Source organism: Arthrobacter sp. lap29 (assembly GCF_032458965.1).
Taxonomy (GTDB): Bacteria; Actinomycetota; Actinomycetes; order Actinomycetales; family Micrococcaceae; genus Specibacter; species Specibacter psychrochitiniphilus.
The window spans coordinates 236,316-263,243 of sequence record NZ_JAUCEK010000002.1 but is presented as its reverse complement, the minus strand read 5'-3'; the positions used below and the strand labels follow the sequence as shown (position 1 = coordinate 263,243).

Genomic DNA, 26,928 nt, shown 5'->3' with positions numbered 1-26,928 from the left:
AAAAAAGGCCCGGATCTAACCGAGCGTTGGGGGTTAGTGGGGCAGCGGCGGTCATTAAGGCAGCGGCGGTATTTAAGGCAGCGGCGCCGGGGAACTTTCGTCCCCCGGCGCCGCCAGCCTCCGCGTCAAAGCAACTGGCTGTTACCAGCCGCGCTCAGAGAGGCGGTGCGGCTCGGGGAGGTCGGCCACGTTGATGCCCACCATGGCTTCGCCCAGACCGCGGGAGACGTTGGCGATCACGGACGGATCGTCATAGAACGTGGTGGCCTTGACCACGGCGGCGGCACGCTGAGCCGGGTTGCCGGACTTGAAGATGCCGGAACCGACGAACACGCCATCAGCGCCGAGCTGCATCATCATGGCGGCGTCGGCCGGGGTGGCGATGCCGCCAGCGGTGAACAGAACTACGGGGAGTTTGCCGGAGGCGGCAACTTCCTTGACGAGTTCATACGGGGCTTGGAGTTCCTTCGCCGCCACGTACAGTTCGTCGGCAGGCAAGGCAGCCAGCTGGGCGATCTGGGTGCGGATTTTGCGCATGTGACCCGTGGCGTTGGAGACATCTCCGGTGCCGGCCTCACCCTTGGAGCGGATCATGGCCGCACCCTCGTTGATGCGCCGCAGTGCTTCACCTAAGTTGGTGGCTCCGCAGACAAAAGGAACCTTGAAGTTCCATTTGTCGATGTGGTGCTCGTAGTCGGCTGGGGTCAGGACCTCAGATTCATCCACAAAGTCCACTCCGAGGGACTCCAGTACCTGGGCCTCCACGAAGTGGCCAATGCGGGCCTTGGCCATGACGGGGATGGACACTGCGGCAATGATGGCATCAATCATGTCCGGATCACTGGCGCGGGAGACCCCGCCCTGGGCACGAATATCTGCCGGGACGCGTTCCAGGGCCATGACGGCCACGGCGCCGGCATCTTCGGCGATCTTTGCCTGCTCAACGTTGACCACGTCCATAATGACGCCGCCCTTGAGCATGTCGGCCATGCCGCGCTTTACCCGGCTGCTGCCGGTCACGGGTGTTACCTCGGGTGTAGACACAAAAAACCCCTCTGGGAAGGAACGGAAAATTTTCTCGCACCCGTCAAACGTGACATGTTTCACGGGTGCGATCATTCTATTCCGAGCCCCAGAGGGGATAAAAACTAGTGTTACTGTCCCTCTGCGTTACTGCCCGCCAACGCTTGGCGGCGCACCGTCCCAATCCTCTGGAACACGGTCACCAGGCTGGCAATGGCCAACAGGACAAGCACCACGGCGAGCACGGCTTCGGGTATTCCCAGCCCTACCAGGCCGGTCGCCACGAGCACCACCACGAGCCTGTCGGAGCGTTCAGCAATGCCAACATTAGCGGTCATGCCCAGACCTTCGGCGCGTGCCTTGGCGTAGGAGACAATGGAGCCCAGCACCAGGCACGTCAGCGCCATCGCGGCAATGAAGTGGTTGTTGCCACCTGTGTAAAACCAGATGACAATACCGGCAAACACTGCTCCGTCTCCCACCCGGTCAAGGGTGGAGTCCAAAAAGGCACCCCATTTGCCCGAGCGGCCCAGCATCCTGGCCATGAGCCCGTCCACAATGTCAGAGAAGACAAACACTGTAATGACCACGGTGCCCCAGAACAGTTCCCCCAGCGGGTACCCGATCAGGGCGCCGCCGGCAACGCCTAAGGTGCCGATGATGGTGACGGCATCGGGTGAAACCTTCAGCCGCACCAGAAGTGTTGCGACCGGGGTGAAGATGGCGGCAAAAAGAGCACGCGCGTACTTGTTTAGCATCACTTCCCCTGTTCAGCGTTGTTCCAGGCCTCAGCAACCTGTTGGCGGACATCGCCTAGAGTTTGAGTGATGGCCTTGGTTCCGGCAATAATGGGCATGAAATTGCCATCACCACCCCACCGAGGCACCACGTGCTGGTGCAGATGGGCCGCTATGCCGGCACCCCCGGTGACTCCCTGGTTCATGCCCAGGTTGAATCCGGAAGGGTTGGCCACGTGCCTCAGAACCCGCATGGCTTGTTGTGTCAGCGCAGCAAATTCTGCGCTTTCCTCCACCGTTAGGTCCGTGTAGTCCGGCACGTGCCGGTAAGGGCAGACCAGTAGATGCCCCGGGTTGTACGGGTAGAGGTTCAGCACCACAAACACCAGCTTGCCGCGGTGGACAATGAGGGACTCTTCATCACTGCGCCCGGGAGCCTCGCAGAACGGGCAGTTGTGCTTGCCTGTAACCTGCTCCTGCCCGCCCTTGACATAGGCCAGCCGGTGGGGCGTCCACAGCCGTTGGAAGGCGTCCGGAACCCCTGGGAGTTCGAAATCATCTATTGCAACGGGATCGGACTCCCCACCAAGGCTGCTCACGCCGTGCGGTTCCGAACAGCCTCAACAATGCGGCGCACTGCTTCTTGAACAGGTACGCCGTTGTCCTGGCTGCCGTCGCGGAAACGGAAGGACACAGCGTTTGCGTCAGCGTCGTCCCCGCCAGCGATCAGCACAAACGGTACCTTATCCTTGCTGGCCGTACGGATTTTCTTGGGGAAGCGATCGCTGGAGATGTCCACCTCGGCACGGATGCCGGCCGCTTTAAGCTGCGCGACCACGTCAAACATGTAGTCATTGAACGCCTCAGCCACAGGGATGGCAACAACTTGCACCGGGGAAAGCCAAGCCGGGAAAGCGCCGGCGTAGTGCTCGGTCAGCACGCCCATGAAGCGTTCCACAGACCCGAACAGGGCGCGGTGGATCATGACGGGGCGCTGGCGGGTGCCATCGGCAGCCTGGTATTCCAGCTCGAAACGCTCCGGCAGGTTGAAGTCCAGCTGAATAGTGGACATCTGCCAGGTGCGGCCCAGCGCATCCTTGGCCTGGACCGAAATTTTGGGACCGTAGAACGCGGCCCCACCGGGATCGGCTACTAGTTCCAGCCCGGAGGCCGCAGCAACCTCGGCCAGGGTGTTGGTGGCTTCTTCCCAGATAGCATCGTCACCAACAAACTTTTCCGGGTTCTTTGTGGAGAGTTCCAGGTAGAAGTCATCTAGCCCATAGTCCTTGAGCAGTGAGAGCACAAAGTTTAGGGTTTCGGTGAGCTCATCTTTCATCTGCTCCTTGGTGCAGTAGATGTGGGCGTCGTCCTGTGTCATGCCACGCACACGGGTCAGCCCGTGCACCACACCGGACTTTTCGTAGCGGTACACCGAACCGAATTCGAACAGGCGCAGCGGCAGCTCACGGTAGGAGCGCCCGCGGGAGCGGAAGATCAAGTTGTGCATGGGGCAGTTCATGGGCTTGAGGTAGTAGTCCTGGCCGGGCTTGCGCACTGTGCCGTCCTCATTGAGTTCAGCATCCACATGCATGGCCGGGAACATGCCGTCCTTGTACCAGTCAAGGTGTCCGGAAACCTCGTACAAGTGGCCCTTGGTGATGTGAGGGGTGTAGACGAAGTCATACCCGGCTTCAACATGGCGCTTGCGCGAGTAGTCTTCCATCTCCTTGCGGATGATCCCGCCCTTGGGGTGGAACACGGGCAGGCCCGAGCCCAACTCATCGGGGAAGGAGAACAAATCAAGCTCCACACCGAGCTTGCGGTGGTCGCGGCGCTCGGCCTCGGCAATGCGTTCCTGGTAGGCCTTGAGGGCTTCCTTGGTGGGCCAGGCCGTTCCGTAAATGCGCTGGAGCTGCTGGTTGTTCTGGTTGCCCAGCCAGTAGGCGGCGGAGGTGCGCGTCAGTGCGAAGGCGTTGGAGATCAACTTCGTGTTTTGCAGGTGCGGGCCGCGGCACAGATCACACCACACCTCTTCGCCGCTCTTGCGGTCAATGTTGGAGTAAATGGTGATGTCCCCGGCACCGACTTCTACGTTGACACCTTCACCAGCGGCATCGGCGTCGGAAGCCTTGCCGAGCAGTTCCAGCTTGTACGGCTCATTGGCCATGGCCACGCGGGCTTCATCCTCGGAGACCACCCGGCGTGCGAACTTCTGGTTTTGGTTGACGATCTTGAGCATCATCTTCTCAAGCGTCTTCAGATCTTCCGGCGTGAAGGGCTCGGCCACATCAAAGTCGAAGTAAAAGCCGTCGGTGATGTAAGGGCCAATGCCGAGCTTGGCATCGGGGCGCAGCTGCTGCACGGCCTGGGCCATGACGTGCGCGGTGGAGTGGCGCAGCACGTCCAGTCCGTCGGGGGAATCAATGGTGACTGACTCCACGGAGGCGCCCTCGGCCAGTACGGCGGAGAGGTCCTTCAAGGTGCCGTCCATGCGCATGACAACAACGTCGCGGCGTTCAAAGAACAGCTCCGCACCGGTGGTGCCTGTGGCCACCGTAGTCGTCTCGCCGTCGACCTTGATGGTGATTTGTGAATCCACTGGCACGTCTAACTCCTTGTTTGTTATGTGCGGCTCCATATCCAAGCAACATACGGGGGTTGCTGTGAGCCTCCTTGATGTTATCGGTTTGCTGGCGCCCCAACCAACCCGGGCGGTGTGGGCAGGCGGGCAGTGTCCTGCAGGTCCCAAGCCTCCAGCGCCTGCACCGTGATCCCGCGGGGCCCGGTGCGCCGGGTCAGTCCGCGGATCAGCAGCATGCGAGTACCAAAGAGCAGCGGCCCGGATTTTTGCTGCGCTTGCGTGAAGAACGTGGTGTCAACGCAGCCGGTGCCGTCGTCAACACTGATGAACACCACCCGTTTGCCACCCCTCATGGGCGGGGTTTGGGTGGCCACCCGCACCCCGGCCACCAAAACCTCAGTGTTATTGCGCAGGCCAAGGAGTTGATCCGCCCGGCTCACCCCCAACCGGTCAAGAAGGGGTGCATAACTGTCCATGAGATGGCCACTGACATCCATGGAGAGCAGATCCAGCTCTGTGCTCACTATCTCAGCCAGACTGCTTTCTGGATGCCCGACGGCGAGCGCGCCCAGTTCCACATCATCCATGGGCAGGGCGAATTGCCCATGGATGGGGTCATTGGCCTTGTTGCTCTTATGGGCGGGCAGGCTGTTGACATGGGCCACTAGATCGGCACGATTGGCGGTACTTCCGGTGCGGTCCTTTGCCTGATTGTGCAACGGGTCAAGTGCGCCCAGCTGGGCCAACCGTTTCAAGGTGGGCCGGCTGAGTTTTGCTTTATCTCGCAGCTCCGCCAGTGAGCCGTACGGCTGACCCGCCACGATACGTTTCAACTCCGTGGCAGAGAGCCCGTATACCCCGGCCAAACTGAGCCGCACCCCAATCTCTCCGCTATCAGTGCGTTCGGCATGGTACTCACCGGCGCTGGCGTTAATGTCCAGGGGAAGAATGGGAATGCCCATGCGCCGGGCTTCTGCCACGAGCAGACGGCGCGGATACATTCCGGGGTCATGTTCCCATAGCCCCGCCATGAACTCGGCGGGGTGGTGCGCCTTCAGCCACGCCGATTGGTAGGTAGGGACGGCGAACGCTGCTCCGTGGGCTTTGCAGAAGCCGAAGCTTCCGAAGGCGGATAAGGTGGCCCACACTTCTTCGATCACGGCAGGGCTGTAGCCCTTGTGGGCGGCTTTGTCCCTAAAATACTTTTCCACCACGGGTTCCACCATCGCTTTGCCCAGTCCGCGCCGGAATTCGTCAGCCCGGGACAGGGTGCAGCCCGTCATGATGGCCAGGGTGCGCAGCACTTGCTCATGAAAGACGGTTACCCCGTGTGTTTCCGCCAGCACCGGGATGAGGTCCGGGTGGGCATAATGCGGTTGTGCGAATCCGGAGCGGCTTTCCAAAAATGGTTTGACCATGTTGGATTTCATGGGCCCTGGCCGGAAGAGGGAGATGTCAATGACAAGGTCGCTGAACTCGGTGGGGGCCATTTTCCCTACCAGTTCACGCTGCCCCGGAGATTCAATCTGAAAACATCCCAGCGTGTGGGTGCTGCGAATCAGCTCAAAGGTGGGTTCGTCGTCGAGAGGTATGGCGTCAAGGTCAATGGCTCCGCCCTCCCCCAGGAAGGGCGCGGCGAGGTCATGCCCGCCCTGGGCGGCCACTTCCTCCCGTGAAGGGTGCAAGCGGATGATCTCCTGCACCGCATGGGCCATGGCACTTTGCATGCGCACACCCAGGACATCGAGTTTGAGCATGCCCATGGCGTCCATGTCGTGCTTATCGAACTGGCTCATGGGCAGCCCCATGCCGCTGGGTTGGACGGGGGTGCGGCCCAGCAGGGTTGAATCCCCCAAGATCACTCCGCACGGATGCATGGAGATATGCCGGGGCAGGCTATCAAGCCGTTCTGTGACATCCACCAAGAGGTTCAGCGCCGGCGCCTGGGCCGCACCCTGGATCCCCTCCAGTTCAGTCTGGGACGGGGCTTGAAGGGACTGGTGCACCTGGGCCGCTAAATCACGTAATTCGGGTTTCTGCGCCAGGGCCTCCCTCAAGGAGCCTGCCGGGATCCGCCACAGCTGTTTGGCAATCTGATCGATGTCCGCCTTATCCAACCCCAAGGCAAGTCCGGCATCTCTGACGGCGCCACGGGCCCGGTAACTGTTTTGCATGCTCATCAAAGTCACCCGCTTCGACCCGAAACGCTCAAAGATGCGTTTGTACACGTTGTGCCGTTGCGCACTTTCCACATCCAAGTCAATGTCGGGCAGGGTGGACCTGTCGTTGGAGAGGAACCGTTCAAAGAGAAGGTTGTTGGCGATGGGGTCCACAGCGCTGATGCCCAGCAGGTAGTTAACCAACGACGACGCACCGGAACCTCGTGCGGCCCGGCGCACACCCATGCCGGCGATCATGTCCGATACTTCAGCCACGGTGAGAAAGTACGTTTCAAAGCCCAGCTCGGAGATGGTGCCCAACTCCACCGCCAACCTGTCCTTGACCTTTTCGAGCTTGCCGCCGGAAAGCCCGGCAAACCGTTGCACAAGCGCCGATTCCGTGCGCTGCTGCAATTCCCGGCCGGCAGTTTGCGTCAGCCCAAGCACCTCGCTTTCCGGGGTGTGCGGCTGTTTCCAGCCCAAATCTGTTGACGGATCAAGGCGGCATTTATCCGCCAGCTGTGCCGTGTTGGCCCATAGCCGGGCCAGCCCCGCGCTGCCGTAACCGCCCTGGGAGACAATGTCCCGTGCTATTTCTCCCATCTGGGCGGCACTTTTCAGCCATGCCTGCCCTGTGGGCTGCAGGGTGTTCAACGCCGCCAGGGAGGCGATGCTCTTGGCGGCGTCAAGCACATCGGCGATGGGCCCATCTTCTTGATTGACATAGCGGACGGCGTTACTCAAGACCGCTGGAACATCAAATTCCTGCGCCAATTTCACCATGCGCACAGCGTGGGTTGTGCTCAGCGGATCACCCGGGGCATTCAAATGGCTGGTGATTTCCGCCACAAGAGAACCAGCCGGCATGGCCTCTTTCCACTGCTTGAACTTGCTGCGGGGAAGCAAATATTTGCGGCTCTCCATGGCCTTACCCACGGGGGAATACGGACCCAGCAAAACGCTCAGCACGGGCCGCCCGGACTCTGGGTCCAGAACACCTTGCGCCAGTTGTGTCAGGGTCAGGCCTACCGGGCCCTTGGGCGCACTGTGCGCTGTTGAAATCAGCCGGCACAGTGCGCCATAACCGGCCCCGGGGCGTGCGGAGGCCCCGCCATGGGCCAGCACCACCACCCTGCCGGTGACCTCAATAACATCTCCAACCTCTTCACGGACAGCCACATCAACCCCAATAATCGGGTCGATCCCGGCGGCCATGCACGCCTTAACATGCTTAACAGCCCCATAGAGGCCGTCCCGGTCAGTGATGGCGAGCGCATCAGCACCGTCAGCTGCTGCGGCTTGGGCCATCTCCTCCGGCCACGAGACCCCAAAGTGTGCGCTAAAGGCCGTGGCTGCGTGCAAGTGGATAAAGTTACGCACCAAACCACTCCTCCGTGCCAGCTACTTCCACGGGCAGCACTTCCGCGTTCGCGCACTCCGGGGATACCAGCTCCTGCGCCTCCTTGGCCGCGAGGGGAACCCGGGCGTGAACTTTCATGACACGCCATCGCAGACTGGGCCGGTACAGCACCACATCCATTGTCAGGCTTTCTGCTTCGTCTTCCCGCAGTACCTGCAAACGCCATATCTGGACGTCCACATACCCCACACCTTCCCCAGGCCTTAGGCTTCTCTGGTCCGTCCACCAGGGCCGGCGCTGATACCAGTTCATGGGCGGGGCAATGACCTCATGAAGGAGCCCGCGCCACCACAACCGCAGCGGCTCCCCCTCCGGGGAGCATTCCATTGTGACGGCGTCCGTAAAGGTGCCCATGTGCGCGCTCCAATCTCCACCAGAACGGATAATCATGAGAGCTGTTCAGGGGGAAATAAATTATTAGTACATATATTCGACTAGATTTAAGTGTACGCTCAATTTCACGCGGCATACATCCGCCAATTGGGAAGAAGCACCCGAACGGGCACCTACCAGGAGCGCAAACCATTATCTGGATGACTGGGGACACCTCATGCGTCTAGCATGGCCTTATAGCTGCAGGCTGGGTCTTATCACAGGTGTCACAACAACTTAAAGGAGCGTTCCATGACTGACATGGTCACCCTCATCGCTAGAACCACGCCGCTGGAACGGGAACTCAAAACTGCCTCCCGCACCATTGTCGATTCTGACCTGCCCCGTCTCGGCGAACTGTACTTCACCGCCTACGACGCAGGCATTGCCGGGGAGACTCTGGATGCCGCCATAGCTGATATGAAGAATGCGTTTGTTGGAAAGTACGGCACCCTCCTCCCTGACGCCTCCCACGTTGCCTTGGACGAGAACGGCAAGATCGTTGCCGCCGTCCTGGTTGTTGAGCGCGCTCTTGGCGACGCCATGCCTGATGCCCCCTTCATCATTGAACTGATTACGGACCGCGAGCACCGCCGCCGGGGTTTGGCTGAGGACCTGGTGCTGGCCACCTTGGACACCTTGTTCAACAACGGCAAGCGTGACGTCGCTTTGCGCGTGGAATCCACCAACTCGGCCGCCTTAGCCTTGTACCTCTCCTTGGACTTCCACCGCTGGTCACCGGAAGAAGACGACGACTAAAGCCCCTATGGGACCGCGCAGCCATGGCCACCGAGCTGGGCGTTACCCCATCCCACGGCGTCCCTCCCATCAGTCTGAGCCACAACGTTGCCAGCGTGGCTAAGGTGGATGCGGTCTTGGCGCAGGCACGGGAGGCCGGTGCCGGCATCGAACATCCAGCCGCCCACCAGCCTTGGGGTGGGTACAGCGGATACTTCTCTGACCCGGATGGCTTCCATTGGGAGGTCGCTTTCAACCCCACCTGGGCGGTTGACAGCACCGGTCACGTCACGGTCTGACCCGCCAGCACCACTGATTGTGCCAGCTGAGTTGCCTGCGCTGCAGCGAGCCGGTTTACCCTCTGGAGTGGCCAAGGCTCCTTTCTCACGCTGGGAACATGGTGGGACTTCCCCGGCAATTGAGCCTTTTCACCCCTATTTGTCCGTGGGCAATGTGAAGATGGTTTCAGTGCCCGATCATCATGACGGGTCGGCGATTTTGCGGTGGGGGTGCAGCAAGGAGCGTGACCATGAGCCCGGAGATACAGAGCCCGGAGAGGCACTTGGCCAGGCCCGGTGCCAAGCACAAGCGCCGGCGCCGGTTGGTGATTTCCGTGGTGACGGGGGTGGTGGCCGTCGGCTTTGTGGCCTTCAATGTCATCAACGCCAACAACCATATTGCGCGCTCGGACGCACTCACCGCCGCGCATCTGGTTCCCAAACTCAGCAAAGATACGAACATACTCGTCATGGGCCTCGACTCAAGACTTGACGAGCAGGGCAAACCGCTCTCGCCCGCCCTCTACAACGCTCTCGACGCCGGCGGCCAGAGCGTTGGCGGCTACAACGCCAATGTCCTGATGCTCATTCACATCCCGGCCGACGGCGCCAAGGCCACTGCCATCTCCATCCCCCGTGACGACTACGTTGAGCTTGCCGGCATTCCGGCAGAGTCCGGCACCTACGGCAAGATCAAAGAAGCCTACGGGGATGGCCTCGCCGCCGAACAGACCACGTTGCGGAACGCAGGGCAATCCAATGACAACGCCACCTACCAGCAGGCGCGGGATGCAGGGCGCACCGCCGAAATCGATACGGTGAGCCAATTCCTGGGCAGCGTGCACATTGACCACTTTGTGGAAGTGACAATGGCAGGGTTTTACGAAGTGGCCCAGGCAATCGCCCCCATCACCGTGTGCGTGCGCCAAGCCACGGCGGGCACGTATTCCGGCGCGAACTTCAAGGCCGGAGTGCAACAGATCGATGCCAGCCAGGCCATGGCGTTCGTGCGCCAGCGCCGGGATACCAGCAATCCCAACTACGCCTTTTTTCGATCTTGACCGTGAACGCCGGCAGCAGGCGTTCATTGTTTCGGTGATCCACCAGCTCAAGCAGGCCGGTACCTTCACCAACATCGGAAAAATGGAGGCAGTGCTGACGGCCGTCAGCACCAACATCGTGGTGGACAAGGGCCTGAACCTCATTGAACTGGCACAGCAGGCCACTGCCATCACGGCGGGCCATATCTCCTTCACCACGCTACCCATCACGGGCTTTGGCACTGCACCCAACGGGGAATCCATTAATACTGTCAACGTTGGCCAGGTCCAGACCACGGTGCAGGAACTGCTGCCACCGGCTCCCAAAGCAGCTGCCACCTCCGGGACCTCCGCTGCGGACAAGGCAGCAGCCGCAAAAGCTGCAGCCAACACTACCGCCACTTACTCCGATTGGACGGGCGCGCTGCAGGGCGGCACCATTCCCTGCGTTAAGTAAGGGGCCGGGGGCAATGGCGTAACGGGCAGTGGGCGGGATGTGAGATTAGGCCGTGATGGGTGCAATCAGTTCGGGTCCGTTGTTGCGCACATTGCCCACGGCGGCACTGACCGGATCAAGCACCCACGTTCCGGCCAGCTCCCACGCTTGTGCAAGGGCACTTTCCAGTAGCGGAGCCACCGCAGGGCTTTCCGGGTCCAGCCATTCGGCCAGGGCTTCCCGCCCCAACGGGACGGGGAGACGGTCATGTAAGGTGGCCAATTCGCCGCTGGGAGGGGATGCCATGGTCAAGATGGTGCAAGAGAGCAGCCACTGATCTGGCGCACCATTTTCCTTGTCCGGATCCTTCCACCACTCATACAGCCCGGCAAAGGTGATGAGCGCGCCGTCGGGGGTGTGCACAAAATAGGGCTGCTTGGTTTTCCCATCCGGGGACTTTTTCCATTCGAAATAGCCCTGCACGGGGACACCGCACCGCTTTGACTTCATGGCCGCCCGGAAGGTGGGCTTGTCCAAAACAGTTTCACTGCGGGCGTTGAAGGCTCGCACCCCGACGCTGGGATCTTTGGCCCACCCCGGCACCAGCCCCCACTTCGCTATGTGCACCTGCCGGTGAAGCGTGCCGTCTATGAGCCGTTCCAATACGATCGGCACATCGGTGGTGGGGGCAACATTCCACGAGGCTCGCACTTCCAGCGACGCCTCAGCTTCTGCTTCCAACTCTGCCACCAGATCACCAACGGCCCTGGCCATCACATAACGTCCACACATGTCATCCATGGTGGCACATCAATCGTGGAATATCTCCCATGCCCGGTAGCGTTATCACCAGTAGCAACCGCACGCTTTCTCCCAACCACCAAGGAGCACCCACCGTGGACTTCACCCCCGACGCTGGCACCATCACCATGTTTTCCACCACTTGGTGCGGATACTGCAAACGCCTGAAGAAGATGCTGGACGCTTCAGGGATCGGTTACACGGAAATCAACATTGAGGATGTTCCCGGCACTGCCGAACTGGTGGAGAGCCTCAACGGTGGAAACCAGACCGTCCCTACGGTTTTGTACCCCGATGGCACAGCTGCCACCAACCCCTCCCTCAAGGATGTCAAGGAAAAATTGGGCGTCTAAGACCTGGCGGCTGGGGCACAGCCCTCCCCAGCCTCTTCCGCAGTATCAAAGCGTGTAACCTGTCAGGAACCCCATTGGGTGTTCCCGGCAGGGACACGGCTATTTAAGGAGTTCTTTTGATTAACAAAACCGTTCACAAAGTCAAGGGCGCAGTGGTCCTTCACAAGGACGCCCCCGTCACCTTGGAAACCATTCTGGTACCGGATCCCGGCCCGGGAGAGGCTCTCGTTGACATCTTGACAAGCGGTGTCTGCCACACGGATCTGCACTACAAACAGGGCGGCATCAGCGACGATTTCCCGTTCTTGCTGGGCCATGAAGCCACCGGCGTTGTCAGTGCCGTAGGTGAAGGTGTCACTAATGTTGTTCCGGGTGACAGGGTGATCCTGAACTGGCGTGCTGTGTGCGGGAACTGCCGCGCCTGCGCCAAGGGCCAAGCCCAATACTGCTTCAACACGGCCAATGCCACCCAGAAAATGACACTCGAGGATGGCACTGAGCTCTCCCCCGCTCTGGGGATTGGTGCGTTCATTGAAAAGACTCTCGTGGCCGCGGGCCAGTGCACCAAGGTAGATCCCGATGTGGATCCCGCCGCCGTGGGCTTGCTGGGCTGCGGCGTCATGGCAGGTATTGGCGCAGCCATTAACACCGGTGGTGTCAAGCGTGGCGACACCGTGGCCGTAATTGGTTGTGGCGGGGTTGGTTCCGCCGCGATTGCAGGAGCCGCTCTGGCAGGTGCCACCACCGTGATCGCCGTGGACCGCGATCCTAAGAAGTTGGCGGCAGCCTTGGCCTTCGGCGCCACTCATACGGTGGACTCCTCGGTGGAAGACGCCGTAACCGCCATCCAGAATCACACCGGCGGGTTCGGGGCAGATGTGGTCATTGACGCCGTGGGGCGTCCCGAAACCTACAAGCAGGCTTTCTACGCCCGCGATTTGGCTGGAACCGTGGTGCTGGTGGGTGTACCCACGCCCGAGATGACCGTGGAACTGCCTCTGCTGGACGTGTTTGGTCGCGGTGGTTCCCTGAAGTCCTCCTGGTACGGGGATTGCCTGCCCTCGCGTGATTTCCCCATGCTCGTTGAACTGTACAAGCAGGGCAAGCTGGATCTGGATGCCTTTGTCACCGAACGCATTGGCATTGCGGACATCGAGGCAGCGTTTGCCAAGATGGGCGAAGGCTCAGTGCTGCGCTCTGTGGTGGTATTCTGATGAGTGCACGGATCGAACACCTGGTAACCTCGGGAACTTTTTCACTCGACGGCGGCACCTGGGATGTTGATAACAACGTGTGGATAGTGGGTGATGACGCAGAGGTTTATGTGATCGATCCAGCCCACAACGCCGCCGCCATTGCCACCGCGGTGGGGGGCAGAGCCGTCAAGGCCGTTCTGCTCACGCACGGCCACGATGATCACATCCGCCACGCTCGCGAGTTCGCCACTTTGGTGGCGGCACCGGTGCTCATGAACCCCGCAGACCAAATGCTGTGGGAAGACATTTATCCAGGGACGACGCCGGACGGAACCATCGCTGATGGCGACGGCTTTGAGATTGCAGGCACTGCACTGACGGCGATTCACACACCCGGCCACTCCCCCGGCTCCACCTGCTTTTACGCCGCGGAACTAGGCACAGTGTTCTCCGGCGATACCTTGTTCAATGGCGGCCCTGGGGCAACAGGACGCTCGTACAGCGATTTCCCCACAATAGTGAAATCAATTACTGAACGTCTCATGACCCTGCCGGGCGAGACTGTGGTCAACACCGGACACGGCGACTCCACCACTGTTGATGCCGAGGCGCCGGGAATTCTGGCCATCAAGGAGTAGAACAGAGCACCAAATCATCGATCCGTGAGATATGGTCCCTATGAGTCATTCATAGCGACCATATCTCACGGATCGATGTGCGTCTGGGCTCAGCACCGAGCGATTCAGGCCTGAATGAGCTCCGTGTGCTGAGCGTAGGCGGCCAGCACGGACGCTTCTACGTCCTCAACAGTGATTGTGGGGATCAGATCTTCGGCGGCGCCGGCCGTGGCTGGCTCCCAATCGAGCTCCAAAGCCGCATAGGTGTCTGTTAGCACTGCACGGATGGGTGGGGAGTTTTCCACCACAATGACGGAGCTGAATAACCAGGCTCCTGCGACAACGCGTTGCGCCGTACCCACCAGCTTGATGTTGTGCTGGGCCCCACGGCCGTAAACGCTGAACTCCCCGGGGCAGTATTCTCCGGGAATCTCACCAACAGCCGCGTCCACACCTAATGCCCGCAATGCCTCGGTGAAGAGTTCGCCAAAGAAAGCAAACCGGCCTTTGGCACCGGCAATGGAGTCTTTCTCGCGCTGGATATGATCAACAATCAATGTTCCTTGGTGATAGGCGGCGGCTCTGCCTCCTGCACGGCGTACGGCAGGCACAAAGCCGTTAACGCGGGATGCTTCTTCGGCGGCGAGAAATCCTGGCAGTTTGGTGTCACGCTGCCCAAAAGCCACTGTGGGTTCGGGGCGGTAGAAGCGCACCATTGCTTCCCTACTTCCACGTTTAACCTCCCCCAGCAGATCCAAGGCACGGTTGAGGTCGGCCTCGGCGCCACCGCTGGTCAACTGCCGGTGGATTTCCAGTGCTGGTGCTAGGAGATCACTCACTGCGCGTGCGGGATGGGTCGCACGGTCAAGATCTGTTCGGAGCGCCCAAAAGGTCCGTTGACATCATGGAGCACCGAGGAGGTTAGACCAATACCGTCAGATCCAATGGTGACGTGGGTGGCCAGACCCAACCATTCGCCCACCGGATCCCGGTACAGGTGGATGGAAAGGTCAACGTTGGGGTACATCCAACCGCCGGGTTCCGGCTCCATGCGTGCTGCCACACCGTTGGCACTGTCAACCAAACCTATAAGACGCACCAGCGCGGAGGCGTGCTCTCCGCCGTCGAGCATGGTGTAGGGGCTGTGCAGCCACGCCCGTCCATGACCGGCGCGGTGCTCCGGCAAGGACCTGCCCTCAAGGGTCTGAATGAAACCGCCCGGCCAGCGGCCCATGCCGTCCCAGGGCACGGAGTCCTCGAGGCTGCCCAACGGTTCATCCTCATAAAATTCAATAGCGGTGGTGTCATTTTTTTGCAGCCGCCACGCTGTTGCGCGTACAGCTGGCCGGCCTTGGGCCAACAACTCCGTCTGGAGAAGTTCAATGGTCTTTCCCGGACGCAGCAAGGTGGTTTTGAGGCTAAATTCGCCAGCAGGAATCAACCCGAGGATGTCAAAGTTAATCCGCGCCAAGCGCATGTCATCTCGGTGCTGAAACTGCTCGAGTGCCTGAACCATGAGGCCAGCAACCGGAGCCATGTGCTGCTCGTGAGGGTTCCAAGCGCCTTGCGCGTGAACAGTGGACTCGTAGCGGTCCCCACCGAGATGGTTGTAGTACGAGCTAGCTTCGAGCGCTGTGAGTGTTATGAGGTCCACCATGGCAACGATTCTACCGTTCGGGCGGGTAGCTTCAGAAAATGACGGCGGGCATCAAGCGCGTCACGGACGCGGTGAGAGCATCACGATGATTAGGCTTGAGCGCCGGCTGTGCCGGAAATTTCCGCACCCATGACGGGACAGTCATCCAGGGCGCTCTGATCCAGTTTGCGGTTCCGTGAAACCCGGAACAGGTGCACTCCCAGAATCAGGACACCCACGGTGAGGACCAGCAAAACCAGTGCCCAGGGCGAACCGGCGGCCGCTGCCAAAGCTGCCTCGAAGGCTGCGATGCCAATAGTGGCGTAAATACATGCCCAGGCAATGGACCCCACTATTGTGGCTGGAATGTAGCGGCGCAGGGGCATCCGGCCCAATCCAGCAGACATGTTCACAGCGGTTTGAACACCGATGGTCAAGAAGCTGACACTCACAGCAGGTGCACCCCAGCGGGCAATAAGTTTCTCTGCCCGCAGTACGGCCGAAGAATCCATGTATTTTTGCATTTTCGTCTTGCGGCCCCCGGCGGCAAGACCCCGGCCAGCCCAGTAGGTGGCATTGGAACGCAACATAACGATGCAAAAGAGAATCAGGAAAGCCCAGACGAACGGAAGTGAAATGATGCTGTCCATCATGAGCGTGGGCTACCCCTCTAAGTGCAAATAATATAGCTACAGAATCCTGCGCTATTACCCCTAGCTTATCTCATAGCCAAGCGCTTCGCTAAGTCCGCTCAAGCAGGGATCTGCCCGCTCAAACACGGCTCACGAGGGCATGAAACGCCACACATCATAAAGTGTGAGTTAGTGCACATTAACCCGGTGGAGTATTAGCATCATCACATGACCTACGATGTTCAGCTCTCGCACACCACCGGCAGCACCAACATTCCGCTTCTGGAAGGCACCATCGGCGCTAACTTCCAGGCTACGGCCGCACGCTTCGCTCAGCGCGATGCCTTGATCGATAAACCCTCGGGGCGGCGGTGGACTTATGGGCAGCTGAACGACGACGTCGATGCCCTGGCCCGCGGATTGCTCACCGCAGGAGTAGCCAAGGGCCACAGGGTGGGTATCTGGGCCCCCAACGTCCCCGAATGGGTGATCTTGCAATATGCCACGGCGAAGATCGGCGCCATCTTAGTTAACGTCAACCCGTCCTACCGGGTCCACGAGCTGCGGTATGCCATCTTGCAGTCCGGCATGTCCATGATTGTTGCCCTGCCACACTTCAAGGGTTCTGAATATCAGGCCATGATCGAGCAGATCACCCCGGAGTGTCCCGGTTTGAAGGCCGCCGTCTACATTGGCACGCCGTCCTGGAACACGCTGGTGGCGGGCGGTCAATCCCAGCCAAGTAACGCTGTCGAACGTGCCATGGCTGAACTTGAGCCCACCGACCCCATCAACATCCAGTACACCTCCGGCACCACCGGCTACCCTAAGGGCGCCACGCTCAGCCACCGTAATATCCTCAACAACGGCTATTTCGTGACGGAGACCATCGGCTTCACGGAGGCGGATAGATTGTGTGTGCCTGTGCCCTTCTACCACTGCTTCGGCATGGTCATGGGTAATCTGGGCTCCACCACGCACGGGGCCGCGATCGTCATTCCGGCCCCGGCCTTTGACGCCGCAGCAACCTTGGCCGCAGTGCAGCAGGAGCGCTGCACCGCACTCTACGGGGTGCCCACCATGTTCATCGCCGAACTGAACCTACCCAACTTTGCCAGTTACGACCTTTCCTCACTGCGCACCGGGATCATGGCCGGCTCGCCCTGCCCCGTGGAGGTCATGAAGTCCACCATGACGCAGATGAACATGTCAGCAGTCTCCATTGCGTACGGCATGACGGAGACCTCCCCCGTATCCATGCAGACCCTCATGGACGACGACGTGGCCCACCGAACCGAGACAGTGGGCCGGGTGCACCCTCACCTTGAGGTCAAGATCGTGGACCCCGCCACCGGGGAGAGCGTCCCGCGCGGAACGCCAGGTGAGTTCTGCACCCGCGGCTATTCGGTCATGCTCGGCTACTGGAACGATTCGGAGAAGACTGCGTCCGCCGTTGACGCCGAGCAGTGGATGCACACCGGGGACCTTGCCGTGATGTACCCCGACGGCTACGTCAACATAGTGGGCCGCATCAAGGATATGGTGATCCGCGGCGGCGAAAACCTCTACCCGCGCGAGATTGAGGAGTTCCTGTACCACCACCCGGACATTGCCGACGTGCAGGTCATTGGGGTGCCGGATCCGGAGTACGGCGAGGAACTGTGCGCGTGGCTGCTCATGAAGCCCGGTACTGTGCCCTTGGATGCGGCCGCCGTGGCCGCCTACTGCAAGGGGAATCTGTCCCGGCACAAGGTGCCCCGCTATGTGCTGGTGGTGGATGAGTTCCCCATGACGGTCACCGGAAAGGTGCGCAAGATGGACATGCGCGAGCGGACCGTGGCGATCCTGGGGCTGGAGTAGGCAGGCTGGCGGGAGCCGCCCGGCCGCCTCAACGAGCCAACGTAGAGACGCAGAGGCATAGGCAGAGGCATGACCCAGACGGTTGTAGCCTTGGTTCATGGACAGCGAGAATTTATGGGAAGCAAAGAAGCGGGAAAATCCCGGCCATTCGGCCTGGTTTATTGCCCGTTTCGCGGGAATGCGCGCAGACGGGGTTGACCTGGATGGCGAGAGCAGACTGGTTGACGCACTTGCGGGCCGCTCAGCCCGGATCCTGGATGCAGGATGCGGCACGGGCCGCGTGGGTGGGGAGCTAGCCCGGCTCGGGCACCAGGTGCTCGGCGTGGATATTGACGGTGAACTCATCGAGGCCGCACGCACTGACTACCCTGACGTTGATTGGAGGCTGGGCGATCTCGCCGCCCTCTCCGTGCCCGGGGAAAAATTCGATGTGATCGTATGCGCCGGCAATGTCATGCCGTTCCTGGCCCCCGGCACTGCCCGATCCGTACTCACCCGCTTCCGCGAACACCTGGCGCCGGGTGGCCGCGCCCTGGTGGGCTTCGGGGCGGGACGGGGCTATGACTTTGATAATTTCTTCCTCGATGTGCAGGATTCGGGGCTGTCTGTGGCGGGCCGTTTCGCCACCTGGCAACTGCACACCTTGACACCGGACGCGGACTTTCTCGTGGCACTGCTGGAGCACCCCTAGAGTTCAAGCCCGCAGCGGCTCCGGCACATTAAAGAAAAGGACCGCCACCAGTCGTTAAACCAGCGGCGGCCCTTCCAGATTTTCCTTTAGGCGTTGAGACCGGCAACGTGCTCGTCAAAACGGACAAGCACAGCAGCCTTTTCGGGCTCGCTGAGCCAGCTGGCTTCGAAACCTGCCCGGGCCATCTCGGTGAGCTTTTGCTTGCTCACTCCGCGCTCGGCAAGAATCCTGTACTCGTTGACCAACGTTGTGGGGAACATGCCCGGATCGTCGGAGGCCACCAGCACGTTCAGTCCGGCGTCGAGCATGGCAAGGATGGAATCTGTTCGCCAGGGACGCCATGAACGGCGGCTCGTAGTGGAGGCACAGGACAACGCGATCCCGGATTCCTTTACCTGGGCAATGACATCGTCATCTTCTAGGATGAAGTAGCCGTGATCCAGTCGATCGCACTGCAGATCCTCGATGCACGTGATGGCGTTCTGGGCTGAAGGTACATGCTCTGATGTGTGAGCAGTCTTCTTCAACCCAAATTGTCCCGCCAAGGCATAAGCAGCCACGAACTTCTCGGGTGCGCCGGAGTTTTCCAAGTTATCCAGGCCAATGCCCGCCACGTACTCATGCGGATACCCGGTTACGGTCTGAACCCACGCCAAGGCTTCCTCGCCCGAGCGGCTGCGGTCGATCGCGGCCAGTAAGCAGCCCGTCATTCCGAAGTCCTTCTCGGCCTTGCGGATTCCCTGCGCCATGGCGTCGACGTAGCGGTCGTAACCAATTTCAACAAAGTGTTCCGGAAGCTCATCAAAGGACATTTCCAGGTGCCAGGTCCCGTATTTGTGGGCTTCCTCGAATGCCTCATACGTAATACGTGTGAGGTCTTCTTCGGTGCGCACCACTTCACGAACCCATTCGGAAACCTTGAACAAGGAGTATGAGTTTTCCGGCTCGATATCGCTCAAACCGGTAGGCATCGGGATACGAGTGTTGCGATAAAGCTCCGGGTCCGGAGGAAAAGAATTGATTGATGCAAAGATGGTCTCGGGTGACTCAGGAAGTTCCAGGCCGGCGCGGCGCGCCAGCTCACCAAAGGTTTTAGCTTGCACGGTGCCCAAGAGGTGACAGTGAAGATCCACCTTGGGCAACTGCAATAGGTAACTATCCAGATCTAGTGTGGTTGCCGTTACGGCAGCTTCGCCCCGGCTCACTGGCCAATAACCTCGCGGTTGAAGCGCTCTGTCCATTCGTTGCGATTGGGCAGGAAGTCAGCCGGGCTGATGGTCTTGTACCCGTGGGCACTGGGGTCTTTGGCAATATCCCCAACAACGGCGCTCAAGTCCTGGGGCAGTTTGGCGCTCAAGTTCACCGGCAGATCGCCCACAATTTCGGCGCTTGATTGCTGCGTTGCCTGTGAGAGCAGGAAGTTGATGAACTTGTTGGCGCCATCAACGTTTGTGGCGCCTGTGGGAATCATGGCACGGTTGGTCGCCATGAAGCGGCCCTTCTCCGGTGCGGTCCAGGCGAACTGGTCATCGCTCTTGACCAGCGGAGTGGCAAATCCGTTCAACGCCACACCGGCATAAATTTCACCCTGCGTGAGCAGGTTCGTAAATTCAGTGGTGGAGCTGTAGAACTGCAGGATGTTCGGTGACCATGCATGCATCTTCGTGAACGCCGTATCAACGTCTGTGGCACCCTTGCCGAAGGTCTGCGCAACACCGGCAACTGTCAGCGGACCGGAGGTGACGGCATAGTTGGGAAGCGCAAGGCGTCCCTTCAAGGAGGCGTCGCTGAAAAGATCCCACGAGGCAGCTTCCTTGGCAGAAACCTTGTCTTTGTTGAAAAGCACCCCGTTGAGCTGGTAAGAGTATGCCGGCCCGGTGTAGGAATCATCCTTGGCAAACTCTGCAATGTTGGCCAATTCTGGAATCTTGGCCGCATCAACCTTCTGGAAGAGGCCGTCCTTGTCTCCCAAGGCAGCGAAAGTATCGGAGATCATCATGACGTCGATTCCGGACTTGTCACCCTCGAGCTGCAAGCGGGACAGGCGGTCCGCATTCGAGCCCGTATCAACCTTGACCTTGATGCCGGTGGCCTTGGTAAATGGATCGAAGATTGCCTCGGTCATCTGATCGACGCCGAAGGGGAAGGTGCTGACAACTATTGTGTCGCTGGAATTCTGGGGCGTTTCAGTGGAACTGCAGGCTGAGACGGCAAGCGCCGTGGCTGCGAGCACACTGCCGACAGCCAGTGCGCGCCTGGTGAACGTGATGGTCATGAAGTTTCCTTTCAGAGGGATGAAGTAGCAAACGCAGCGCCTAGTTGGCGAGCGTTACCAAGTTGTGTGACGGGGCAAAGAATTTAATCTGATCGCCGGCGCTCAGGCCTGAGGCTTGCTCGGCGCGCACGTTGGCAATCAGGGTGGTGGGCTCGCCGGAGAGCGATGAAGTCTGCACCGTGAGCAGGCAGTCCACGCCGCGGTAGGCAATGCCGGTCAGTGAGGCATCCAGCAGCATGCCCTCGCCTGCCGCCCCGGCCTCCTCCACCAACGCCAGATGTTCGGGGCGGATCGTCAGCTGCTTACCGTCGGAAGTGCTGATGAAGTTTTCATAGCCCATGAATTCGGCGACGAATCGGTTCGCCGGACGCGGGAAAACTTCCGTTGGGGCGCCTTGTTGCTGGACCCTGCCCTGGCTCATGACAACCATCTGGTCGCTCATTTCCAGTGCTTCGTCCTGATCATGTGTCACCAGAACAACACTGAGACCGGTTTCGCGCTGGATTCTGCGCAGTTCGCTGCGCATCTGAATACGCAGCCGGGCATCAAGGTTGGACAGAGGTTCATCCAGAAGCAGGAGCTTGGGCCGGATAGCCACAGCACGGGCAATCGCCACCCGCTGCTGCTGACCTCCTGAGAGCTGCTTGGGACGCTTGGCGGCCTGAGACGCCAGTCCCACCATCTCCAAAGCCTCAGCAGCACGACGGCGGCGCTCGGATTTCTCCACGCGGCGCAGCTTCAGGCCGTACTCAACATTCTCGGAAATACTCATGTGCGGGAACAGCGCATAGGACTGGAACACCATGCCAAGATTGCGCTTTTCCGGCGGCGTGTTTGTGCTGTCTTCGCCGTCGATCAGGATCTTTCCGCTGTCCAGGCACTGGTAGCCGGCCAGCATCCGCAAGGACGTGGTCTTTCCGCAACCACTGGGGCCTAGAAGTGTGGTGAACTTACCCGCTGGAATACTCAGGTCAATGCCGTCCACGGCCACGAAGTCGTCGAAGCTGACCCGGACGTTTTGAAATTCTGCTGCATTACTCATTAGTTGATGCCTCCAAAAATCTTGGCGAATCCAACGGTTCGCTCAGCCACTACGGCAATCAAGATGGTTCCAAGTAGTATCAGCACGCTCATTGCGGCCACGATCGGGTCATAGTTTTGCTGGACGTAGTCCAGCATCGTCACAGGCAGGGTACGGAAGTCACGATTCTGCAAAAGTAGTGAGAGCGGAACATTGTTGAATGAGGTGACAAAACTCAGCAGCCCCGCGGAAAACAGCCCGGGACGCAGGAGCGGAAATGTCACGGTGAAGAATGTGCGCAGGGGTGAGGCTCCCAGGCCACGTGCGGCTTCTTCAAGATGCGGGTCCATGAGTGCCAGCGACGCGCCAGTGACTCGAACCGCATAAGGGAAGAGCAAAACGGTGTGACCAATCAGCAAAGTGGTGAAGTTGTTCAGGCCAAGGCCAATCATCAACTGCTGGTAGAGGGCAAGACCAACCACCAACTCGGGCACAATCAGCGGCGAGAGGAACAATCCCTCCAGCAATCCTTTTCCGGGAATCTTTCCACGGCTGATGGCCAAGGCAACGGGCACACCCAGCAGAAGCGAGAAGAGCGCCGCAAGGACCGCCAATTCAAGGCTGGATACCAGCGATGTCATGAATGGCTGGTACTTGAACGCTGCTTCGAACCAGCGCAAAGAGAATCCGCTAGGTGGGAACTTCAGCGTAGAGCCGTCGGTGAATGCTGTGATAACAACGAAGAACAACGGCACGATCATGACGATGTAGCCAAGGACGGCCAGTGACGCGGCTATGGGGTGACGATTGTTCATGAGGTCCGTGCCTTCCGTCCCATGAGGGTGGAGATGGCCGAAACACCGAAAACCAGCACTGTCATGATGATGGCGGTGGCGCTGGCGGCCGCCCAATCAATGGTTCCGTTCGCATAGTTGTAGAGCTGGGTTGAGAGCATCCGCTGCCGTGATCCACCCAGCAAATAGGGGGTGGTGTAGGCGGTGACGGACCCGGCGAAGACCAAGGTGCAGGCTACAACAATGCCGGGCCAGGACAGTGGCACTACTACTGTCCAGAATGTTTGGGTCCGGTTGGCGCCAAGACCACGGGCAGCTTCATCCAGGGCGGGGTTCACCTGGGCCACAGCTGAGTAGCAGGAAATGATGGCCAACGGCAGGAAGAGCTGGAGCAGACCCAAAACTATGGCAAGAGGTGTGTAGAGCAACTGCGGCGCCTCATCCACAATGTGCAAGGAGGTCAGTAGCTGACCGATGGCGCCTTCCTTGCCCAGCACCACAAGCCAGCCAAAGGTACGAACAACGTTCGAAAGCAGGAGCGGGAAGATGGCCAACGCCAGCAGCATGCCGACCCAGCGCGATGTGGAGCGCGCCAGCAAGTAGGCAATCGGAAATCCAATCACAACGGAAATGATCATGACAATCAGACCCAGGACAACGGTACGTCCAATGATCGCCAGGTCATAGCTGTTGGTAAGCATGGTGCCCAGACGTGCCAGGATGTCGCCGAATTCCGTCCGTGGCGGTGAAACAAGCATCACCACGGCAGGTATGAGGAAACCGCCAAGAAGCACAATCAGTCCGGGCACGATCAGGAACACAATCCTGTTTCCGCGCATGGGAGTCCTTGTCTCAGGGGAAGGTTGGAAGCGGTGGTTCTGTAAAAGCACCTCAGGACATAGTACCCGCAACCGGTCCCACAACCGGTTTCATTACAAATTGAAGCAAATCATTTTCTTCGACTACTGTCAGGGGAATGCCACATTATGAAAGTCCTGCCACGAGGGTCCTATTATGAAAACGCTCAACGACGTTGCTGTGCTGGCCGGCGTCTCTAAATCAACCGCTTCCCGCGCCCTGGCACGTCCCGAGCTCGTGGCCCCAGCAACCCTTCAACGGGTTGTGGCAGCGGCACAGCAACTGGGCTTTGTACCCAACCGTACGGCCCAGGGCCTAGCCCGTGGCCGTACCGGAATCATTGCACTCGTGCTGCCAACCATCTCCAACGTGTTCTTCGTGCCCATTGTTGCCGGCGCCCAGGAAGCGGCACAAACGGCCGGGCTTCAAGTCACCATCAACATCAATCCCCTCACCAACCCCGAGGACATCGCCCGTTACCAACGTCTCTCACAAGAGGTTGACGGGATCCTGCTCGTTGCCCCGCATACCGCCGATGAGGTTCTGGCGTCCCTCAGCAGCCGAGTCCCCATGGTAATGATTGACCGTGAATTGGCCGGGTTCGAATCCGTCAGTGTTGATTCGGCCAGCGCGTTCGCTGAGCTTGTGGTGGGCCTGGTAGAGAACGGGCATCAACATATTGCCTATGTTGGTGGCCCCGAGAATTCTTGGCAAAACGCCCAGCGGATCGCGAAAATGTCCGCAACCGCAGCCAGTTGCGCGGCAAAGCTTGAGATACTGGGCCCCTATCCCCCGTCACTGGAGGACGGCTTCGCCATCGCTGAGTCGGTGCGCGAGACGGGCGTCAGCGTCGTGATTCCCTATGCTCGGGATCTGGCCCTCGGCATGCACATTACGCTTCGAGATTCGGAACAGCGCGCGGGGAAGGACTCCTGCACCTCTGGCGATGAACTCGAGGTCGTCGGCTACCCCACCCAGCCCATGGTTCAGGTTGACGGCCTTCTCATCGGAGAAACAGCCTTCGGGCTGCTTGAACGCCGGATAGCTGGCAGCCAAGACGCCCCGTCAGTGCTCCGCTTACCAGCCACCGTGCTCTGGACTTAACACAGTTCACGCCTCGCTTGGGTCGGGGCGATTCTTGATCGGTCTCAATTCTCTAGACGACGCCGCAGCGCCGGCCACGCCGCCCCGAACCCCGGGTGCAGCTGGCGGGCTGCGACCTCATGGAGCGGCACCCATTCCAGAGCCAGGCTTTCGGGGTCACTAATGACGGCTTCGAAAGGTTCCACGGCGTTGACCGCAACGGTGGTGTAACTCCAGTACCCAACGTCGTAGACCGAGGTGAATATCAACTCCACCTTGGATGAGGGGACGCCTGCTTCTTCCCACGCCTCACGTAGGGCACCATCCACGGCAGCTTCACCCTGGTGAAGAGCTCCTCCGGGAAGCCCCCACGTGCCGCCATGGTGAGACCAGAGGGCCCGGTGTTGGAGCAGGACTCCACGTCCGGCGTCGAACACCAAAAGACCGGCAGAACCGAAGCGGCCCCAGAATTTGCCAGCTTCTCCTTCAACCCAAGCATCGCCGGGGTCACGGTTGCGCCCCAGGTGACCCGGAGGAGCAACTGCCGCGGCCTCCCGGATGAATCGGGCCGCCGCGGTGTCCTGGAGGCCGTTGGCCTTTTGATCATCCATGACTTCCACGGTATCAAGTGTGCGGGCCATCAAGTGCGCAGGCAAAGCGCCCGGAGCGTGGCCTTGGAGCTTTTCTACAGCTCTGGGCCGCCAAGATACCCGGGCTTGGCCGCTTGGTGCTGATCGGGGTAGACAGCCTTGTGTGCAGCAAGATCTCTGATGTTCTTCTGCACTGCCACCACAGCGAACAAACTCATGGCGAAGCCAATGCCGTAGAAGCCCTTCTCCGAGAGCAGCAGCTCAGCGTTCCACAAGCCAATCGCCAACAAGAGCAATGAGGCCAGCAACGCAAACCAGGCGATGCCCAAATAGATGGAGGTGACGGGGATTTCCTCGGCCTTGTCCCGCACAGCTTTTTGGAGCGAGACGGCAGCGAAGAGCCCAAACAAGAACACCGTCAAGTAGAAACCCTTCTCGTTAAGCTCCATCTTGGCGTTCCAAAGGCCAATAAAGTACACGGCCATGCCCAGCCCCAAAGCGATCCAGGACGCCCCAATGAAAGCTCCAGTTGGTTTGCCCAGCTGATTTACCTGGCTCATAGCGTCTTTTTCCCTTATACGTTCCAGCATTGGCCTATCAGTGAATCACCAGCATAAACGAGCCCGAAGAATATTACGCTATTGAGTGGATAAAAAGAATGCGCGCAAGTGGGCCCCAGGAGGGGCCCGCTTGCGCGCAGTGATTTTAGAAGGGTACTAGAAGTCCCAGTCGTCGTCTTCGGTGTTGACAGCCTTGCCTATGACGTAGGAGGAACCGGAACCGGAGAAGAAGTCATGGTTCTCATCCGCGTTGGGCGAGAGCGCCGAGAGGATGGCCGGGTTCACGTCAGTGACCGCGGCCGGGAACATGGCCTCGTAACCTAGGTTCATCAGCGCCTTGTTGGCGTTGTAATGAAGGAACTTCTTGACGTCCTCGGCCAGGCCAACGGAATCGTAAAGGTCATGCGTGTACTGGACCTCATTCTCGTACAGCTCAAAGAGAAGCTCAAAGGTCCAGGCCTTCAACTCTTCCTTGCGCTCCTCGGGAACCCCTTCCAAGCCCTTCTGGTACTTGTAGCCGATGTAGTAGCCATGCACGGCCTCATCACGAATGATCAGGCGGATCATGTCTGCCGTGTTTGTCAGCTTGGCCCGTGAGGACCAGTACATGGGCAGGTAGAAGCCCGAGTAAAACAGGAAGGACTCAAGCAAGGTGGAGGCAATCTTGCGCTTGAGAGGATCGTCGCCGTAGTAGTAAGACTCAATGATTTGAGCCTTCTTCTGCAGGTTCACGTTCTCCACCGACCAGCGGAACGCCTCGTCAATCTCCTTCGTGGAGCACAGGGTGGAGAAAATCGAGGAGTAGCTCTTGGCATGGACCGATTCCATGAACGCAATGTTCGTGTAGACGGCTTCCTCGTGCGGGGTGATGGCATCCGGGATCAATGACACGGCGCCCACAGTGCCCTGCAGGGTGTCCAGCAAGGTCAAACCGGTGAAGACGCGCATGGTTAGCAGCTGCTCTTCCGGGGTCAGTGTGGCCCACGACTGAATGTCATTGGACAGCGGCACCTTCTCCGGCAGCCAGAAGTTGTTGCACAGGCGGTTCCAGACTTCCACGTCCTTATCGTCCTCGATGCGGTTCCAGTTGATGGCCGTTACGTGGCTCGCCAACTTCAGCTTCTCCGGTGTCATAGCTTTTCCTCTTCACTAAATTCTGGTGGCTCCATGAGCCAAA

28 protein-coding genes are annotated in these 26,928 nt (G+C 59.7%); 10 read left to right on the top strand and 18 right to left on the bottom strand.

Features of this window, described 5'->3' with window-relative positions:
- Window positions 1–141: 141 nt before the first annotated feature.
- The 6 genes from pdxS to RY113_RS04360 form a co-directional block, all read right to left on the bottom strand.
- On the bottom strand, window positions 142–1,044 hold the full coding sequence (pdxS, locus tag RY113_RS04385) for a pyridoxal 5'-phosphate synthase lyase subunit PdxS (RefSeq protein WP_110106512.1): 903 nt from the start codon (window positions 1,042–1,044) through the stop codon (window positions 142–144).
- A gap of 110 nt (window positions 1,045–1,154) precedes the next feature.
- The gene (gene pgsA / locus RY113_RS04380) at window positions 1,155–1,781 is read right to left on the bottom strand and encodes a phosphatidylinositol phosphate synthase (RefSeq protein ID WP_315913814.1); all 627 of its coding nucleotides are present in this window, start codon (window positions 1,779–1,781) and stop codon (window positions 1,155–1,157) included.
- Complete coding sequence (locus RY113_RS04375) at window positions 1,781–2,359, bottom strand: HIT domain-containing protein (protein ID WP_110106383.1); 579 nt, start codon at window positions 2,357–2,359, stop codon at window positions 1,781–1,783. Before RY113_RS04375 ends, pgsA begins: the two co-directional genes overlap by 1 nt.
- Window positions 2,356–4,365, bottom strand: coding sequence for a threonine--tRNA ligase (gene thrS / locus RY113_RS04370; RefSeq protein WP_315913671.1), 2,010 nt, complete (start codon window positions 4,363–4,365; stop codon window positions 2,356–2,358). The genes RY113_RS04375 and thrS overlap by 4 nt, the downstream gene beginning before the upstream one ends.
- Window positions 4,366–4,439: 74 nt before the next feature.
- Window positions 4,440–7,880, bottom strand: a complete 3,441-nt coding sequence (locus RY113_RS04365) for a DNA polymerase III subunit alpha (RefSeq protein ID WP_315913670.1) — start codon at window positions 7,878–7,880, stop codon at window positions 4,440–4,442.
- Window positions 7,873–8,274 carry a hypothetical protein gene (locus tag RY113_RS04360; protein WP_110106380.1) on the bottom strand — a complete coding sequence of 134 codons (402 nt, stop codon included), beginning with the start codon at window positions 8,272–8,274 and terminating at the stop codon, window positions 7,873–7,875. Before RY113_RS04360 ends, RY113_RS04365 begins: the two co-directional genes overlap by 8 nt.
- Window positions 8,275–8,544: 270 nt before the next feature.
- Between RY113_RS04360 and RY113_RS04355 the strand changes: the two genes are divergently transcribed.
- From RY113_RS04355 to RY113_RS04340, 4 genes are all read left to right on the top strand, one after another.
- A complete protein-coding gene (locus tag RY113_RS04355; RefSeq protein ID WP_110106379.1) occupies window positions 8,545–9,051 on the top strand; it encodes a GNAT family N-acetyltransferase in 507 nt (168 codons plus the stop codon).
- Between the two features lie 23 nt (window positions 9,052–9,074).
- On the top strand, window positions 9,075–9,329 hold the full coding sequence (locus tag RY113_RS04350) for a VOC family protein (RefSeq protein WP_315913669.1): 255 nt from the start codon (window positions 9,075–9,077) through the stop codon (window positions 9,327–9,329).
- Between the two features lie 230 nt (window positions 9,330–9,559).
- Window positions 9,560–10,369 carry an LCP family protein gene (locus RY113_RS04345; RefSeq protein WP_315913668.1) on the top strand — a complete coding sequence of 270 codons (810 nt, stop codon included), beginning with the start codon at window positions 9,560–9,562 and terminating at the stop codon, window positions 10,367–10,369.
- Between the two features lie 34 nt (window positions 10,370–10,403).
- Window positions 10,404–10,805 carry a hypothetical protein gene (locus RY113_RS04340; RefSeq protein WP_315913667.1) on the top strand — a complete coding sequence of 134 codons (402 nt, stop codon included), beginning with the start codon at window positions 10,404–10,406 and terminating at the stop codon, window positions 10,803–10,805.
- 45 nt (window positions 10,806–10,850) lie between these two features.
- Here the strand turns inward: RY113_RS04340 and RY113_RS04335 are convergent, their stop codons facing one another.
- Entirely contained in the window at window positions 10,851–11,576 is a 726-nt protein-coding gene (locus tag RY113_RS04335; protein ID WP_315913813.1) for an SOS response-associated peptidase, read from the bottom strand.
- Between the two features lie 104 nt (window positions 11,577–11,680).
- Between RY113_RS04335 and RY113_RS04330 the strand changes: the two genes are divergently transcribed.
- From RY113_RS04330 to RY113_RS04320, 3 genes are all read left to right on the top strand, one after another.
- Window positions 11,681–11,938, top strand: coding sequence for a mycoredoxin (locus RY113_RS04330; RefSeq protein WP_110106510.1), 258 nt, complete (start codon window positions 11,681–11,683; stop codon window positions 11,936–11,938).
- 116 nt (window positions 11,939–12,054) lie between these two features.
- On the top strand, window positions 12,055–13,152 hold the full coding sequence (locus RY113_RS04325; RefSeq protein WP_315913666.1) for an S-(hydroxymethyl)mycothiol dehydrogenase: 1,098 nt from the start codon (window positions 12,055–12,057) through the stop codon (window positions 13,150–13,152).
- Window positions 13,152–13,772: an MBL fold metallo-hydrolase gene (locus RY113_RS04320; protein WP_315913665.1), complete on the top strand. Its 621-nt coding sequence runs from the start codon at window positions 13,152–13,154 to the stop codon at window positions 13,770–13,772. Before RY113_RS04325 ends, RY113_RS04320 begins: the two co-directional genes overlap by 1 nt.
- Window positions 13,773–13,876: 104 nt before the next feature.
- Here RY113_RS04320 and RY113_RS04315 read toward each other — a convergent pair whose 3' ends face one another.
- The 3 genes from RY113_RS04315 to RY113_RS04305 form a co-directional block, all read right to left on the bottom strand.
- Window positions 13,877–14,590 carry a lipoyl protein ligase domain-containing protein gene (locus RY113_RS04315; protein WP_110106374.1) on the bottom strand — a complete coding sequence of 238 codons (714 nt, stop codon included), beginning with the start codon at window positions 14,588–14,590 and terminating at the stop codon, window positions 13,877–13,879.
- A complete protein-coding gene (locus RY113_RS04310) occupies window positions 14,587–15,408 on the bottom strand; it encodes a thioesterase family protein (protein ID WP_110106373.1) in 822 nt (273 codons plus the stop codon). The genes RY113_RS04315 and RY113_RS04310 overlap by 4 nt, the downstream gene beginning before the upstream one ends.
- A gap of 89 nt (window positions 15,409–15,497) precedes the next feature.
- On the bottom strand, window positions 15,498–16,040 hold the full coding sequence (locus RY113_RS04305; protein WP_245932190.1) for a DedA family protein: 543 nt from the start codon (window positions 16,038–16,040) through the stop codon (window positions 15,498–15,500).
- A gap of 207 nt (window positions 16,041–16,247) precedes the next feature.
- Here RY113_RS04305 and RY113_RS04300 point away from each other — a divergent pair, with 207 nt between their 5' ends.
- Window positions 16,248–17,879, top strand: coding sequence for an AMP-binding protein (locus tag RY113_RS04300; protein ID WP_315913664.1), 1,632 nt, complete (start codon window positions 16,248–16,250; stop codon window positions 17,877–17,879).
- 97 nt (window positions 17,880–17,976) lie between these two features.
- Window positions 17,977–18,570, top strand: a complete 594-nt coding sequence (locus RY113_RS04295) for a methyltransferase domain-containing protein (protein WP_315913663.1) — start codon at window positions 17,977–17,979, stop codon at window positions 18,568–18,570.
- Window positions 18,571–18,656: 86 nt separating this feature from the next.
- On the opposite strand, the gene RY113_RS04290 is transcribed toward RY113_RS04295, so the two are convergent.
- The 5 genes from RY113_RS04290 to RY113_RS04270 are packed head-to-tail and all read right to left on the bottom strand — an operon-like array spanning window position 18,657 to window position 23,499.
- Window positions 18,657–19,775, bottom strand: a complete 1,119-nt coding sequence (locus RY113_RS04290) for a hypothetical protein (RefSeq protein WP_245932189.1) — start codon at window positions 19,773–19,775, stop codon at window positions 18,657–18,659.
- Complete coding sequence (locus tag RY113_RS04285; RefSeq protein WP_315913662.1) at window positions 19,772–20,845, bottom strand: extracellular solute-binding protein; 1,074 nt, start codon at window positions 20,843–20,845, stop codon at window positions 19,772–19,774. Before RY113_RS04285 ends, RY113_RS04290 begins: the two co-directional genes overlap by 4 nt.
- 40 nt (window positions 20,846–20,885) lie before the next feature.
- Window positions 20,886–21,887: an ABC transporter ATP-binding protein gene (locus RY113_RS04280; RefSeq protein WP_315913661.1), complete on the bottom strand. Its 1,002-nt coding sequence runs from the start codon at window positions 21,885–21,887 to the stop codon at window positions 20,886–20,888.
- The gene (locus tag RY113_RS04275; RefSeq protein ID WP_315913660.1) at window positions 21,887–22,681 is read right to left on the bottom strand and encodes an ABC transporter permease; all 795 of its coding nucleotides are present in this window, start codon (window positions 22,679–22,681) and stop codon (window positions 21,887–21,889) included. Before RY113_RS04275 ends, RY113_RS04280 begins: the two co-directional genes overlap by 1 nt.
- Entirely contained in the window at window positions 22,678–23,499 is an 822-nt protein-coding gene (locus RY113_RS04270) for an ABC transporter permease (RefSeq protein WP_315913659.1), read from the bottom strand. The genes RY113_RS04275 and RY113_RS04270 overlap by 4 nt, the downstream gene beginning before the upstream one ends.
- Window positions 23,500–23,674: 175 nt before the next feature.
- Between RY113_RS04270 and RY113_RS04265 the strand changes: the two genes are divergently transcribed.
- The gene (locus tag RY113_RS04265) at window positions 23,675–24,622 is read left to right on the top strand and encodes a LacI family DNA-binding transcriptional regulator (protein WP_315913658.1); all 948 of its coding nucleotides are present in this window, start codon (window positions 23,675–23,677) and stop codon (window positions 24,620–24,622) included.
- Between the two features lie 44 nt (window positions 24,623–24,666).
- On the opposite strand, the gene RY113_RS04260 is transcribed toward RY113_RS04265, so the two are convergent.
- From RY113_RS04260 to nrdF, 3 genes are all read right to left on the bottom strand, one after another.
- Entirely contained in the window at window positions 24,667–25,242 is a 576-nt protein-coding gene (locus tag RY113_RS04260; RefSeq protein WP_315913657.1) for an NUDIX hydrolase, read from the bottom strand.
- 44 nt (window positions 25,243–25,286) lie between these two features.
- Window positions 25,287–25,751 (bottom strand): inner membrane protein YiaA, encoded by a 465-nt coding sequence (gene yiaA / locus RY113_RS04255; RefSeq protein ID WP_110106365.1) that lies wholly within the window; start codon window positions 25,749–25,751, stop codon window positions 25,287–25,289.
- 156 nt (window positions 25,752–25,907) lie between these two features.
- Window positions 25,908–26,885, bottom strand: coding sequence for a class 1b ribonucleoside-diphosphate reductase subunit beta (nrdF, locus tag RY113_RS04250; RefSeq protein WP_110106364.1), 978 nt, complete (start codon window positions 26,883–26,885; stop codon window positions 25,908–25,910).
- Between the last annotated feature and the right edge of the window lie 43 nt (window positions 26,886–26,928).

Coding starts and splice junctions, on each gene's coding strand:
- pgsA (WP_315913814.1), bottom strand. CDS start 1,781: ATGCTAAACAAGTACGCGCGTGCTCTTTTTGCCGCCATCTTCACCCCG.
- RY113_RS04360 (WP_110106380.1), bottom strand. CDS start 8,274: ATGGGCACCTTTACGGACGCCGTCACAATGGAATGCTCCCCGGAGGGG.
- RY113_RS04355 (WP_110106379.1), top strand. CDS start 8,545: ATGACTGACATGGTCACCCTCATCGCTAGAACCACGCCGCTGGAACGG.
- RY113_RS04350 (WP_315913669.1), top strand. CDS start 9,075: ATGGCCACCGAGCTGGGCGTTACCCCATCCCACGGCGTCCCTCCCATC.
- RY113_RS04345 (WP_315913668.1), top strand. CDS start 9,560: ATGAGCCCGGAGATACAGAGCCCGGAGAGGCACTTGGCCAGGCCCGGT.
- RY113_RS04335 (WP_315913813.1), bottom strand. CDS start 11,576: ATGTGTGGACGTTATGTGATGGCCAGGGCCGTTGGTGATCTGGTGGCA.
- RY113_RS04320 (WP_315913665.1), top strand. CDS start 13,152: ATGAGTGCACGGATCGAACACCTGGTAACCTCGGGAACTTTTTCACTC.
- RY113_RS04310 (WP_110106373.1), bottom strand. CDS start 15,408: ATGGTGGACCTCATAACACTCACAGCGCTCGAAGCTAGCTCGTACTAC.
- RY113_RS04305 (WP_245932190.1), bottom strand. CDS start 16,040: ATGATGGACAGCATCATTTCACTTCCGTTCGTCTGGGCTTTCCTGATT.
- RY113_RS04300 (WP_315913664.1), top strand. CDS start 16,248: ATGACCTACGATGTTCAGCTCTCGCACACCACCGGCAGCACCAACATT.
- RY113_RS04295 (WP_315913663.1), top strand. CDS start 17,977: ATGGACAGCGAGAATTTATGGGAAGCAAAGAAGCGGGAAAATCCCGGC.
- RY113_RS04285 (WP_315913662.1), bottom strand. CDS start 20,845: ATGACCATCACGTTCACCAGGCGCGCACTGGCTGTCGGCAGTGTGCTC.
- RY113_RS04280 (WP_315913661.1), bottom strand. CDS start 21,887: ATGAGTAATGCAGCAGAATTTCAAAACGTCCGGGTCAGCTTCGACGAC.
- RY113_RS04275 (WP_315913660.1), bottom strand. CDS start 22,681: ATGAACAATCGTCACCCCATAGCCGCGTCACTGGCCGTCCTTGGCTAC.
- RY113_RS04270 (WP_315913659.1), bottom strand. CDS start 23,499: ATGCGCGGAAACAGGATTGTGTTCCTGATCGTGCCCGGACTGATTGTG.
- RY113_RS04265 (WP_315913658.1), top strand. CDS start 23,675: ATGAAAACGCTCAACGACGTTGCTGTGCTGGCCGGCGTCTCTAAATCA.
- RY113_RS04260 (WP_315913657.1), bottom strand. CDS start 25,242: ATGGCCCGCACACTTGATACCGTGGAAGTCATGGATGATCAAAAGGCC.
- yiaA (WP_110106365.1), bottom strand. CDS start 25,751: ATGAGCCAGGTAAATCAGCTGGGCAAACCAACTGGAGCTTTCATTGGG.
- nrdF (WP_110106364.1), bottom strand. CDS start 26,885: ATGACACCGGAGAAGCTGAAGTTGGCGAGCCACGTAACGGCCATCAAC.